We start from the raw sequence: 13233 nt of genomic DNA on the forward strand, positions 1-13233 counted from the left end.
ATCCCTCCGTGTGTTAAAATCAGCATAGGGTAAGTATATCATGGCCGGAGGGGTCCTTTATGAGAAGTTGTTGGGTAATTTACAATGGCAGTTTAACTAGCGATAAATTCCTAGATCAGGCAGTACTCGTCGCGGAAGCGGCAGAACGGGCAGGCATTCGAGCAACAATGAAAAAGAACTACGAAGTGATGATTGATCTCTCAGCGCTACCCAAGGATCGACCAGATTTTGTTGTTTTCCTCGATAAAGACATTCTGCTCGCGTCTTATTTGAAGCAGAACGGTATCCCCGTCTTCAATGATCCGGATGTCATCGAAACGTGTGACAACAAGGCAAAACAATATATTAAACTGGCAAAGGCAGGCATCCCGATGCCTAAAACGATCATTGCACCAAAAGTGTATCCGAATTTCACCATACAGAACTCCGGATACTATGAAAATGTGCTCGAACAATTCGGCCTTCCGCTCATTATGAAAGAGGGACATGGATCGTTCGGGATGAAAGTATATTTAATAGAATCAGAAGAAGATTTTTATGCGAAAGTCGATGAATTGAGAGGGATTGATTATGTATTCCAACAGTTCATTGCCTCGAGCCGTGGGCGTGACATAAGGGTCAATATTGTCGGCGGTGAAATCGTGGCGGCCATGTATCGTTCGTCTGAAACCGATTTCCGAGCGAATATTACAAATGGCGGCGTGGCAAGCGTTATCGAACTAACGGACGTGCAAAAGAAGATTGCAATGCAAGCTGCCGAGGCAGTTGGTGCAGAGTTCGCTGGAGTAGACTTATTATTTGGCGACGACGAAAGCCCTTTAGTCTGCGAAGTGAACGCTGCAGCACATATCCGCAATATTTATAATGTCACGGGAATCAATGTTGCAGATAAGATGATCGAATACATTGTAGGGAAGCTGTCATGAAAGGCTGTCTTTATTATTCATCCCCCGAGGCAGAACGAAATAAGGGATTTATTGATGACTTAATTCATTCAGCCAATCAATTGCATATGGAATTGACTCTCCTTGTTGATGAAGAACATCCTGACGAGGAGACCGATTTTATTATGTTTCGCGATCGAAATTCCGAGCTTTCTGCGAAATGGGAAGCAGAAGGGTTTCGGCTGTTCAACCGGTCGGAAGTGAACCGGATTGCCAATGATAAACTCAAAACCTTTGAGCTTGCGTCATTGCTTGGGATTTCTGCAGTCCCTACGAAAAAAACGGGCTCGGCCGATGAGCTTTCGTCCTTCCCCATCGTCTTGAAAACACGTGATGGTCATGGGGGCCATGAGGTATCTCTTTGTCAGTCAAAAGAAGAGGCGGAGGTCTTTTTCAATATATTTGCCGGTCGGCACATCATTGCCCAGCCCTTTGTCGAATCGAACAGCACGGATATCCGGGTGTTCATGCTCGGGAATGAAGTGCTAGGTGCCGTAAAACGTATGGGACAGGATTCGTTCAAATCAAACTATACATTAGGCGGCTCCGTGGAACGATACGCTCTTTCCGCATCACAGGAAAAGGAAGTGCAAACTATCGCGAAGGCTTTAAAAAGCGATTATATTGGCATCGACTTTCTTCTGTTACCGGATGGCCACTGGCTGCTCAACGAAGTGGAAGATCCGGTCGGAGCCAGATCGTTATATGTGACACAAGACCTCTCCCCTGCTGCGGAGTTGATGAAATATGTGAAAAGAAAATTGGAAGGTGAGGTGATCGGTTGAACCCTGTAGTGACCATCTTTCTGATGATCTTAATTGTTACCCCTCTCGCCGTCTATGCCAGCTTTAAAGCAATCCAGGCACTGCGGCATTCGAAATCGGGATGGAAGACAATGATTCTTGGTTTGCATCTAACTATGGTCGGTGGGATTTTCCTATTGGATGGGAAATTCTCTTTGTATGGAACTCCTTATATTCTCGTAGTCCTCGGTTTTTTAATATCCATGTATGGGTTTTCGAGAAGGGATAAGGAGACATAAAAGTTTAACAGGCTCGGTCATTAAATTACACGCACAGTTACGCCTGTGCGTTTTTTATTTTCCATATGTTCTTCTTGAATGTTGTATGCTAATCAACTTGCCAGCGTCTTCTATTCACAAATTGAAGTACTACAAAATTCACCCACGAAATAATCGGGATAGCAATTATCAAAACAAGTGAATCCGTATTATCTACGCCGAAAATACGCGCCTCTTCATTCATACTGTACAGAATGAACATGGATGAAAGTAAGATGATCATATTTACAAACACAGCTGTTACCATACTCCATCTTTTATGGTTCGTCTTTTTCAGGATAACAACTGACCCTATTGTTGAGAGCACTAGAGAAAAGAATATTATTACATAAACCAGATGAATCCCCCCTGTTTTATTCATTCATCTTCTTGTCATCTACTGACATACCTAAACCATTGAACCCTTAAAGGTGTATTTCCATAGTATACCAAGCATCATGTATTTTTATCAAAGCAAGTTGGAAGCTACCTATAAGCCAACAAAAAGAACACTTTTAATACAACAAAAAAAGCTGGCGGTCTCTTCTAAATAGAAGGCCGCCAGCTAGTATTACATTTCTTTCAACTCTTCAATCCGGCGCTCGACTGCCGCCTTCTTCTCTAAGTAATCTTTTTCTTTCTCGCGTTCTTCCGCAACTACCGCTTCCGGTGCTTTGGAAATGAATCGCTCATTGGACAGCTTGCCTTGAACGCGTTTCACTTCGCTGTCCCACTTCGCCAATTCCTTCGTGAGACGTGCAATTTCTTCTTCGACATTGATCAAGCCTTCTAGCGGCAAGAACAGTTCTGCTCCTGTAATGACAGCGGACATCGATTTGCCTGGTGCTGAAATGCCAATGCCGATTTCAAGTGTTTCCGGGTTGCAGAAACGTTCGATGTAATTCCGGTTCGCTTCCAGCACGTCTACAATCGCCTGATCTTTAGCTGCGATGTACAAGGAAACTTTCTTGCTCATCGGCGTGTTTACTTCCGCACGGATATTACGCACCGCATGGATCAGATCGACGAGCAGTTTCATTGCGGACGCTTTGTCTGTATCCGTTAGTGACGTATCAACAACCGGCCAAGCAGCTGTCGTGATTGATTCGCCTTCATGCGGTAGGTTTTGCCAGATCTCTTCCGTAATGAACGGCATAAGTGGATGCAATAGACGCATCGTGTTATCGAGCACATAAGCGAGCACTGAACGTGTCATCTTCTTCGCTGCTTCATCTTCACTGTATAACGGCAATTTCGCCATCTCGATGTACCAGTCGCAGAAATCGTCCCAGATGAAATTGTAAAGGGCACGGCCGACTTCACCGAACTCATACTTGTCAGCGAGTTTCGTTACTTGCTCTATCGTTTCGTTCAAACGTGTCAAAATCCAAGCATCTGCTACGGATTTCTCACCAGACAAATCGATTTCCTCATATGTCATGCCATCCATGTTCATCAAAGCAAAACGGGAGGCATTCCAGATTTTATTCGCAAAGTTCCAGATCGCTTCTACTTTCTCTGTCGAGAAACGAAGGTCTTGGCCTGGTGATGAACCCGTTGCCAGGAAGTAGCGCAATGCATCTGCTCCGTACTGATCGATGACATCCATCGGGTCCACGCCGTTGCCGAGCGACTTGGACATCTTCCGTCCATCTTCTGCACGCACAAGGCCATGAATGAGCACGTCTTTGAATGGACGTTGCCCCGTAAATTCGATCCCCTGGAAAATCATGCGGGATACCCAGAAATAGATGATATCGTAGCCCGTGACGAGCGTATCAGTTGGATAGTAGCGCTTGAATTCTTCGTTTTCGGCATCCGGCCAGCCCATTGTCGAGAACGGCCATAGCGCGGAAGAGAACCAAGTGTCCAGAACGTCATTGTCCTGGTTCCAGTTTTCGATATCCGCAGGTTCTTCATGTCCTACATACACTTCGCCTGTTTCTTTATGATACCAAGCCGGAATCCGGTGGCCCCACCAAAGCTGACGAGAGATACACCAGTCATGCAGGTTTTCCATCCAATTCAAATACGTTTTTTCGAAACGTTCCGGTACAAAATTGACTTTGCCTTCGCCATGCTGAAGATCGATCGCTTCTTTCGCGAGAGGCCCCATTTTAACGAACCATTGTGTGGATAAATATGGTTCCACGACAGCGCCGCTCCGCTCTGAATGGCCGACTGCATGTAAATGTTCTTCAATTTTAAAGAGGACACCCATATCCTGCAAATCCTTAACGATCTGTTTGCGGCATTCGAAACGATCCATGCCTTCGTATTTGCCAGCCAGTTGATTCATCGAGCCGTCTTCGTTCATGACGAGTACGCGAGGCAAGTTGTGGCGGTTCCCGATTTCAAAGTCGTTCGGGTCATGGGCAGGCGTAATTTTTACCGCACCGCTTCCGAATTCCATGTCGACATAATCATCAGCAACAATCGGAATTTCACGGCCGACGATTGGCAATTTGACCGTTTTTCCGATCAAATGCTTGTAACGCTCATCTTCTGGATGAACCGCAACCGCCGTATCCCCAAGCATTGTTTCAGGACGAGTCGTCGCTATTTCGATGCTTCCGGTTCCGTCCGCTAGTGGGTAGCGCATATGATAGAATGCACCCTGCACATCCTTATGGATTACTTCAATATCAGAGATGGCTGTTTTGGTTGCCGGATCCCAGTTGATAATATATTCGCCGCGATAGATAAGTCCTTTTTCATACAATTTGACAAAGACTTCACGAACTGCGCGAGATAGACCTTCATCAAGCGTAAACCGTTCACGGGAATAATCGAGTGCTAGACCAAGCTTTGACCATTGCGCACGGATGTGGCTGGCATATTCCTCTTTCCATTTCCATGTTTCTTCAAGGAATTTTTCCCTACCTAAGTCATATCTTGTTTTGCCATCAGCACGAAGTTTTTCTTCTACTTTCGCTTGTGTCGCAATCCCTGCATGGTCCATGCCTGGCAGCCATAGTGCGTCGTAGCCCTGCATCCGTTTCATACGAATCAGAATATCTTGCAACGTCGTGTCCCATGCGTGGCCCAAATGCAATTTACCTGTTACGTTCGGCGGTGGGATAACGATCGTATATGGTTCTTTCCCACTTTCCGGCTGCGCTTCAAAATACTTGCCTTTAAGCCACCACTCGTATCGGCCCGATTCAATCGACTGCGGATCGTACTTCGTTGGCATTGTATTATTTTCAGTTGTCATACCAATTCCTCCTTCAATTCAACCATTACTCTACAGGATGCATATGAGCGGAAAAGATGCGGGAGGTTTTCCGGAAAATAAAAAAACCCCTATCGCCAAAAAGGACGAAGGAGTTATATTCGCGGTACCACCTTTATTCATGCAAACTAACGTCTGCACCTCAACATCTTGTAACGGCTTCTAACCGGCTTCCGCTACTTCAATGTTCACGGAAACTGCTCCCGGGTGACATTCGACAAAACCATTCATAAGCTCTTTCACCAGGCGAGCCCTCTCTAAAATGAACCGTCATGTGTACTATCCCGTTCCACGCATCAATATGCAGTTGACACTATTGTACCGGAATGGAATAGGAAACGTCAACCACTTTACGAAAGGAAGATTGTGATGAGAAGAGGGTATAATCCTTATTTATTGCCACCATGGCTGCGGAAAACACGTTTTTATTGCAAGGGTATTATTATACCGATTTGCTGCTTTCAATTGATCCGATTATTAATTATCCCGACAACCGGTGACTTTCTCTTGCTCTGTCTGTTATGCGGAATCGCATTTCTGTTATACAAAAACATCATTTGAACGGAAGGTCGTTGTGGTCCATTCATCTTGAAGACTCGCGATGTATGATAGCATGTCGTCTCCCCCTGTGAACGAACTGCTGTCATACGTTGCGACGTGCGCTTCGAGAGCAGTCTGTTCTTCCTGGCGCGGGGCTTTTGCCGTAACTGCCACTGCCACCTTCTCTTCCGGCTCGGCAGCCATTGCCTCGACCGTGTCTTCAGCCACCGGTTTAGTTTCTGCTAACGGCGTCGTTGCCTCATCAACTGTATCTTCCTTCTTTACAGCCGCCGCTGCAGCCGTCTCACTCGGCTTTTCATTCTGCTTTGTCGCGTCCGCCTCAACTTTTCCTTCGCTCACTTCAGCTTGACTGATTTGTTTGGATACGGCTTGCTCTTCGGTTTTTGCCTCCGCGTGAACAACAGCTTCTTCCTTTTGTGCAGCCGCTTTTTCCTTCTGCTCATCAGCAACAACCGGCTCCTTCTTTGCGACCTCATTTACCGCTGCTTCAGGTTCCTTTTCCTTACCCTCCGCCATTTTATTACTGTCTTCTCCGTATACACAATCCACATCCCAAGTGATTTGAAGAACCCCTTCTTCATCGACGGTTGTCTTCACATCCTTCGCATGGACGTGCATCGGGTGGCCAACTTCAGGCGGTAGATCGATGTTCAACGGCACCGCATATTCAAAGTACCCTTGCTTGCCTTCCAGTTCGACATCGTCAATAAATACCGCCGCTTCAGGAAGTCCTTCCCCACGCTCCCCTTCTAGAAAATTGATTTTCGCAGCGATATGGTAGATGCCCGTCAACCTCACAGCGTCATCCGTTCTCTTTTCAGTAAAACCGGCCTTCACTTTCACCGACTGGGCATCTTGAGGAACGCCGATATGTCCCGGGAAATAAAACGATTCTTCCATCTTCCATTGTAAATTCCTCAACGAATTCCCTCCCTTGCTTCTTCTCATTTGCCATCATATGCATGGAAGCCTTGGAGTAGACTGCTTAGGCAGGAATTCAATAAAAAAACACTATGATTCGTAAATAACGGAATCATAGTGCAAAAATTTCATTGTCATTTTGATAACTTCTCAAACACTGTATGGAAAGCCTTCACTGTCTGCTCAATATGCTTTTCCGTATGTGCTGTGGATAGGAACATACCTTCGAATTGGGATGGTGGCAAGAAGATCCCTTCTTCGGCCATCAAACGGAAATACTCTGCAAAGAGATTTAAATCCGACGTTTTTGCTTTGTCATAATTGATGACATCTTCGTTTGTGAAGAAGTATCCGATCATCGACCCTGCACGGTTGACTGTGTGCGGGATATTGTATTTCGTAGCCGCTTCACGGAAACCTGCTTCCAATTGATCGCCCAGCTTCATGAAATGTTCATACGACGCAGGCGTCAACTTTTTCAATGTCTCAATACCAGCTGTCATGGCAAGTGGATTTCCGGATAATGTTCCGGCTTGGTATACAGTTCCTGCTGGCGCGATGTGCTCCATGATCTCCCGTTTACCGCCATATGCGCCGACTGGAAGCCCGCCACCGATTACTTTTCCAAGACAAGTCAAATCTGGCGTGATGCCAAAATAGCCTTGCGCACAGTTGTAACCGACGCGGAAGCCTGTCATGACTTCATCGAAAATCAACAGCGTGCCATTTTTCTCGGTCAATTCACGCAAACCTTCCAAGAAGCCAGGCTGTGGAGGAACGACCCCCATATTACCGGCTACAGGTTCCACGATGACACCAGCCAGATCATCCCCGAATTGCTCAAAGACCGCTTTTACACTTTCCAAGTCGTTGTAGGCAACGGTAATTGTATTTTTTGCGATACCTTCCGGAACACCTGGGCTATCCGGCAAGCCAAGTGTCGCGACACCTGAACCCGCTTTAATGAGCAAGGAATCCCCATGGCCATGGTAGCAGCCTTCAAATTTCAGGATTTTGTTGCGTCCTGTGTATCCGCGCGCCAATCGCAACGCACTCATTGTTGCTTCCGTACCGGATGAAACCATGCGGACCATTTCAATGGACGGCACTCGGTCGATCACAATTTTCGCCAGTTCATTCTCAAGCAATGTCGGAGCACCGAAGCTCGTCCCGGTTTCCGCGACTCGTTTGATTCCTTCGACTACATCTGGATCAGTATGTCCTAAGATAAGCGGGCCCCATGAAAGGACATAGTCGATATATTCGTTGCCATCGATATCCTTAATGATGGCACCTTTCCCGCTTTCCATGAAAATCGGGTCCATATTGACTGACTTGAATGCACGTACCGGCGAGTTTACCCCGCCTGGCAATAAGTTGACCGCTTCGGCAAATGCCTCTCTGGATTTCTCATATTGTCTGCTCACTCAATTCTCCTCCAACCAGCGCGCTGCGTCTTTGGCATGGTATGTCATGATGATATCCGCTCCAGCACGCTTCATACTTGTCAATGTTTCAAGAACGATTTGCTTTTCGTCAATCCAGCCGTTTTGTGCCGCTGCTTTCACCATTGCGTACTCGCCACTCACATTGTAAGCAACAACCGGCAAGAGGACATTATTTTTCACATCGCGAATAATATCCATATAGGACAGCGCCGGCTTCACAATAAGGAAATCTGCGCCTTCCATCACGTCCGACTCCGCTTCACGCAAAGCTTCCATCCGGTTCGCATAATCCATTTGATACGTCTTGCGGTCACCGAATTGAGGTGCGGATTCCGCTGCATCCCGGAACGGACCGTAATAAGCGGAAGCATATTTCACTGCATACGACATGATCGGTATATCTTCGAAGCCAGCTTCGTCCAACCCTTTTCGGATCGCCGCAACAAACCCGTCCATCATGTTTGATGGTGCAATAATATCAGCACCAGCCTTCGCTTGGCTTACCGCTGTCTTCGCAAGAAGATCCAATGAAGGATCGTTCAGCACTTTCTCTCCTTCAATGACACCGCAATGCCCATGGTCGGTATATTCGCATAAGCAAGTATCCGCAACGACAATCAATTCAGGATGACGTTCTTTTACAAAGCGAGTCGCTTTCTGGACAATTCCATGATCATGATACGCACCGGATCCGACTGCATCTTTTTCAGCCGGGATACCGAATAGGATGATCGATGGGATACCGAGTGAGACGACTTCATCCACTTCCGCAGCCAGCTGATCCAATGAAAACTGGTAAACGCCAGGCATAGAGGAAATCGCCTTTTTAATGCCTTCGCCTTCCGCTACGAAAATTGGATAAATGAAGTCTTCTTTTTTCAAGCTTGTTTCTCGCACCATTGAACGGAGTCCCGCCGAATTACGCAGCCGGCGGTTTCTTCTGAATTGCAAGTTGGTCATCTTTGCTCATCCTTTCGTCTCGCCAAAGCGTTGACGAGTTCCATTAATGTATAAATTTCGGGAGTGGCATGAACAGGTGCTCCTTCATCCAGAAGTGCCTGCTCCGTCACATGTCCAATCGCACCAATCGTAAAACCTTCCCAGCCGACAGCTGTCGCTACATTTTCTGCAAACACATGAACAGCAGAAGGACTGGCGAATAAAACGGAGACAGATGTACCCGTTCGAATCAACCTGATAATGGTCTCAACCGATTCGATAGCACTCTCTGTGCGATAGACCGTCCATTCCTCTACTGCAAAAGGCAGCTCCTCGCGTATCAAGGAACCTGCCAAAGACCCCCGAAGAAACAGAACTTTCATTTGCCTGTCTCCCGAGGGGCGAAATTGCTGGACAAACGTGTCCGCACTAAAAACAGTTGGAATGAAACCGACTGTAAAACCTAACCGTTCCAGTGCAGCCGCGGTCTGGGTCCCGACTGCAGCAATATTGAGGGTAAACTGGTCAGCCGATAAATGAAAACGTTCCATTTTTGCATGGAACGACCGGACAGCGGATTGACTTGTAAAAATGAGCCAATCGAATTGATTGCACTCCCGCATCCGGCTTTCATCTGTTGCCTCTACAATTTCCTCCACCCGAATGAGCGGCGCCGCTATCGGCTGTCCTCCATACTGCTCCACCACATCAAAAACTTCGGGTGATTTCTTTGTTCCGGTAAAGATGACGGTTTCTCCAGCAAGCGGTTTACCGTCAGTCATTCATTTCCGCCTTCACTTTCTCAATGACAGCAGCGGCCCCTTCTTCTTTCAGTTTGGCAGCTACCGCTTTTCCTACTTCTATAGCACTCTCGCCGCTGAACGTCTCTTTGAAGATCTCCTTCGCGTCTGGAGAAGCGATAAATCCAGTCAACTTCACTTCATTGCCATCTAGTTTTGCAAAACCGGCAATCGGCACTTGGCAGGAACCATCCATTTCACTAAGGAATGTACGCTCAGCCTCTACTTCTTTCCACGTTTTATCATCCGTCAGTTTCGATAGCTCTGCAAGAAGCTCTTCATCATCACTTCGGCATTCGATCGCAAGTGCTCCTTGCCCGACTGCTGGGATGCAATCCTCAAGTGCCATGTACTCCGTCACAACTTCATCGTTCCAGCCCATTCGCTTCAAGCCTGCTGCGGCCAATAGGATCGCATCATATTCGCCGTCTTGCATTTTTTTCAGGCGCGTATCAATATTTCCTCGAATCCACTTGATTTCGATATCTGGACGCATTAAAAGCAACTGGGAGCTTCGTCGTAAACTTGACGTTCCGACAACCGCTCCAGCCGGCAGGTCCATGAATTTGACATGGCCTTTTGAGATATACGCGTCACGTGCATCTTCACGAGGAGGGATGCAGCCGATCGTGAGTCCCTCTGGCAGAACCGCCGGCATATCCTTCATACTATGTACCGCAAAATCAATTTCCTTGTTATACAAGGCTTGCTCGATCTCTTTAACGAACAGTCCTTTTCCGCCAACTTTAGAAAGCATGACGTCGAGGATCTGATCGCCTTTCGTAACAATTTCCTTCACTTCAAATTCAAAGGGCGCCCCCGCTGCTTTCATCTGTTCAATAAACCAGTTTGTCTGCGTCAATGCGAGCTTGCTTCTTCTGGAACCTACGATGATTTTTCTCAATGAAACACATTCCTTTCCATAGAAAGCCCAATCCGTCTTCTTGACTGAAGCTAAATCCAAAAATGAAATTGTGATAGTTTACTGCCTAAGAAAAAATTGATGATGACGAAAAGAAAAGCGAAGACGTTCGCCCAAGCAAAATCGTTCGCTGTCAGTTTTCCACTCTTTTGCAAAAATAATACCAAACTATAAAGCAAAATGAGAAAGAATGAGCCGATGATCTTGATATCCAAGAATGTCCAATGATCGAGCGCCACGGTTGCCCATTGCATGCCTAAAATTAAACTGATCAGCAACAAAGGAATCCCCGTAAAAATGGCCGCTTTCATCCCAATCGCCGATTGATGCAAAGATGGAAACCTGGCAAATTGCTTTGTCCATTTCTTCTTTTTCAAAACCTTATAAACTAGCAAATATAAAATGGCGAATACGAGGGATATGGCAAACGCTGCATATGAAAGAATCGCGAATGTCACATGGATAAAAAGCAATTCAGAAATGAGCGATTCACCAATCGGAGACTGCTCAATCTGAAATGGCGCAAACGTATAAATCGTCATAAAGATAAACCCGATGACATTCAGGAAAAACACCGCAAATCCAACTTTATAAACGATATGCAGAATGATGGATAGCGTAATGAGCAACCACGAGAAAAAATAGATCCCTTCAAACAGGGAAAGGATCGGGAACCGTTTCGTTTCAATCATATGGAAAATCAAATAACCGGTTTGCAATACGTATACAAGCGAGAGTATCCAAAACGCACTGCGGTGAGCGACCGTATCTTTATTCAAATAATCAATGAAATAAAATACGAGGCTCACCGCGTACAGGATGACTACCACTTCATGGAACCTGGCCATGGTCATTTCAGCCATGATGCAATCTCTGCCTTTCAAACGGTGAAAGAGCGGACGGAATCGGAAGCCCCTTTTTAAGCCAAAGGGTGCATCCGACTCTTCCGATCAATATGACAATTCCGGAGCGCTGCCGATTTTCACCGGTTGAACGCTGTCTTTCGATTCCGTAGTTCCGGCTGGGATTGCAGATTCCTTCTCGGCAATGCCGAAAATTTGTTGGAATAGCGCCAGCTTTTCCATCGCATCCGGATCGGTCGCCAACTCTTTCGCCTGTAGGATCGGTTCTTTTAATAATTGATTGACAATGGATTTTGTATGTTTGTTCAGGAGTTTCTTCTCCCGGTCAGTCAAATTCGGCATTTTATTTTCGATGCTTGTCATCGCATCCGCTTGAATTTGGAGCGCTTTATTCCGCAATGTAGAAATGATTGGCACCACGCCAAGTGTCGCCACCCATTCTTTAAACATGACGATTTCCTGCTCAATCATGATGCCGATTTCATCAGCAGCACGCTTACGCTCGGCAAGGTTCGCTTCCACGATGCCCTGCATATCATCAATGTCATATAAGAAGACGCTTGGAAGTTCGCCAATGCGAGGATCCAAGTCACGCGGCACTGCGATGTCGACCATAAACAAAGGCTTCCCTTTACGAAGCTTCTCCACCATTTGCATAAGTTCCAAGTCGATGACAAAATCCGTAGCACCTGTCGAGCTGATCAAAATATCAGCTTCGAGTAAAGTGCATTGCAGCTCCTGCATCGATTTGGCGCTTCCACCGAATTGTGCAGCAAGGTTTTCTGCCTTGGACAACGTCCGGTTGACGACAGTCACTTGGCCTACACCATTACCATACAAGTTTTTAATGGCGAGCTCACCCATTTTGCCTGCGCCGAGGATGACGATATGTTTATCGTTCAACGTACCGAAAATCTTTTTGCCCAGTTCTACGGCAGCATAAGAAACGGAAACCGCATTTTCACCAATTGCCGTTTCCGAATGTGCCCGCTTCGCAAGCGTAATCGCCTGCTTGAACAATTCATTGAAGATCGTACCGGTCGTGCCGATTTCCTGTGCCAATAAAAAGCTGGAGCGGACTTGGCCTAAAATTTGTGTCTCTCCGAGAACCATCGAATCGATGCCTGCCGCCACACGCATCAAATGTTCATACGCTCCGTCATTTTCGAAAATGAGCAAGTGTGGTGACAACTCATCCATGGAGAGACCGAACCAATCCGCAAGGAACCGTTTAACGTAGTAACGCCCTGTGTGCAGCTGATCCGCTACAGCGTAAATTTCCGTCCGGTTGCAAGTCGAAATGATAATATTCTCCAATATGCTTTTTTCTTGCTGCAATTGTCGCATCGCCTCAGGCAGCTCTGCTTCAACGAAAGAAACCTTCTCCCGTATTTCAACAGGCGCCGTACGGTGATTGACACCAACTACGATTGTATGCATTGGGTCCTTCACACCTCTCACGTTCTTATTCAACGGTACTTATTATAACATATTTAAGTTGGAATGGCGGTTTGAATTGTGAACAACCTATGAAATCAAA

The 13233-nt window shown here is 46.4% G+C and carries 11 protein-coding genes and 1 other annotated feature; of the genes, 3 read left to right on the forward strand and 8 right to left on the reverse strand.

The window, feature by feature from the left end:
• The first annotated feature begins 59 nt into the window (after positions 1–59).
• From ACSW3C_RS01115 to ACSW3C_RS01125, 3 genes are read left to right on the forward strand one after another with little or no spacing between them, the layout of a single operon-like run.
• Positions 60–926, forward strand: coding sequence for an ATP-grasp domain-containing protein (locus ACSW3C_RS01115; RefSeq protein WP_486560413.1), 867 nt, complete (start codon positions 60–62; stop codon positions 924–926).
• Positions 923–1729 (forward strand): ATP-grasp domain-containing protein, encoded by an 807-nt coding sequence (locus ACSW3C_RS01120; RefSeq protein WP_486560414.1) that lies wholly within the window; start codon positions 923–925, stop codon positions 1727–1729. Before ACSW3C_RS01115 ends, ACSW3C_RS01120 begins: the two co-directional genes overlap by 4 nt.
• Positions 1726–1986, forward strand: coding sequence for a hypothetical protein (locus tag ACSW3C_RS01125; protein ID WP_486560416.1), 261 nt, complete (start codon positions 1726–1728; stop codon positions 1984–1986). Before ACSW3C_RS01120 ends, ACSW3C_RS01125 begins: the two co-directional genes overlap by 4 nt.
• Before the next feature lie 589 nt (positions 1987–2575).
• On the opposite strand, the gene ACSW3C_RS01130 is transcribed toward ACSW3C_RS01125, so the two are convergent.
• The 8 genes from ACSW3C_RS01130 to hemA form a co-directional block, all read right to left on the reverse strand.
• Positions 2576–5221, reverse strand: coding sequence for a valine--tRNA ligase (locus ACSW3C_RS01130; RefSeq protein ID WP_486560418.1), 2646 nt, complete (start codon positions 5219–5221; stop codon positions 2576–2578).
• A gap of 97 nt (positions 5222–5318) precedes the next feature.
• Positions 5319–5540: a binding site (T-box leader), on the reverse strand.
• Positions 5541–5779: 239 nt separating this feature from the next.
• Positions 5780–6721, reverse strand: coding sequence for a hypothetical protein (locus tag ACSW3C_RS01135; RefSeq protein WP_486560419.1), 942 nt, complete (start codon positions 6719–6721; stop codon positions 5780–5782).
• A gap of 134 nt (positions 6722–6855) precedes the next feature.
• Positions 6856–8148 (reverse strand): glutamate-1-semialdehyde 2,1-aminomutase, encoded by a 1293-nt coding sequence (gene hemL / locus ACSW3C_RS01140; RefSeq protein WP_486560421.1) that lies wholly within the window; start codon positions 8146–8148, stop codon positions 6856–6858.
• On the reverse strand, positions 8149–9129 hold the full coding sequence (hemB, locus tag ACSW3C_RS01145) for a porphobilinogen synthase (protein ID WP_486560423.1): 981 nt from the start codon (positions 9127–9129) through the stop codon (positions 8149–8151).
• Positions 9126–9890: a uroporphyrinogen-III synthase gene (locus tag ACSW3C_RS01150; protein WP_486560425.1), complete on the reverse strand. Its 765-nt coding sequence runs from the start codon at positions 9888–9890 to the stop codon at positions 9126–9128. The genes hemB and ACSW3C_RS01150 overlap by 4 nt, the downstream gene beginning before the upstream one ends.
• Complete coding sequence (gene hemC, locus ACSW3C_RS01155; protein WP_486560426.1) at positions 9883–10812, reverse strand: hydroxymethylbilane synthase; 930 nt, start codon at positions 10810–10812, stop codon at positions 9883–9885. The genes ACSW3C_RS01150 and hemC overlap by 8 nt, the downstream gene beginning before the upstream one ends.
• 50 nt (positions 10813–10862) lie before the next feature.
• Positions 10863–11693: a cytochrome c biogenesis protein CcsA gene (ccsA, locus tag ACSW3C_RS01160; protein WP_486560428.1), complete on the reverse strand. Its 831-nt coding sequence runs from the start codon at positions 11691–11693 to the stop codon at positions 10863–10865.
• 87 nt (positions 11694–11780) lie between these two features.
• Complete coding sequence (gene hemA / locus ACSW3C_RS01165; RefSeq protein ID WP_486560429.1) at positions 11781–13133, reverse strand: glutamyl-tRNA reductase; 1353 nt, start codon at positions 13131–13133, stop codon at positions 11781–11783.
• Positions 13134–13233: the final 100 nt, after the last annotated feature.

It is taken from the genome of Sporosarcina sp. AD_1, assembly GCF_057373025.1.

Bases quoted from the DNA above. Each gene is read 5' to 3' on its own strand.
- hemB (WP_486560423.1), bottom strand. From the start codon at position 9,129: ATGACCAACTTGCAATTCAGAAGAAACCGCCGGCTGCGTAATTCGGCG.
- ACSW3C_RS01115 (WP_486560413.1), top strand. From the start codon at position 60: ATGAGAAGTTGTTGGGTAATTTACAATGGCAGTTTAACTAGCGATAAA.
- ACSW3C_RS01120 (WP_486560414.1), top strand. From the start codon at position 923: ATGAAAGGCTGTCTTTATTATTCATCCCCCGAGGCAGAACGAAATAAG.
- hemA (WP_486560429.1), bottom strand. From the start codon at position 13,133: ATGCATACAATCGTAGTTGGTGTCAATCACCGTACGGCGCCTGTTGAA.
- ACSW3C_RS01130 (WP_486560418.1), bottom strand. From the start codon at position 5,221: ATGACAACTGAAAATAATACAATGCCAACGAAGTACGATCCGCAGTCG.
- ccsA (WP_486560428.1), bottom strand. From the start codon at position 11,693: ATGGCTGAAATGACCATGGCCAGGTTCCATGAAGTGGTAGTCATCCTG.
- ACSW3C_RS01150 (WP_486560425.1), bottom strand. From the start codon at position 9,890: ATGACTGACGGTAAACCGCTTGCTGGAGAAACCGTCATCTTTACCGGA.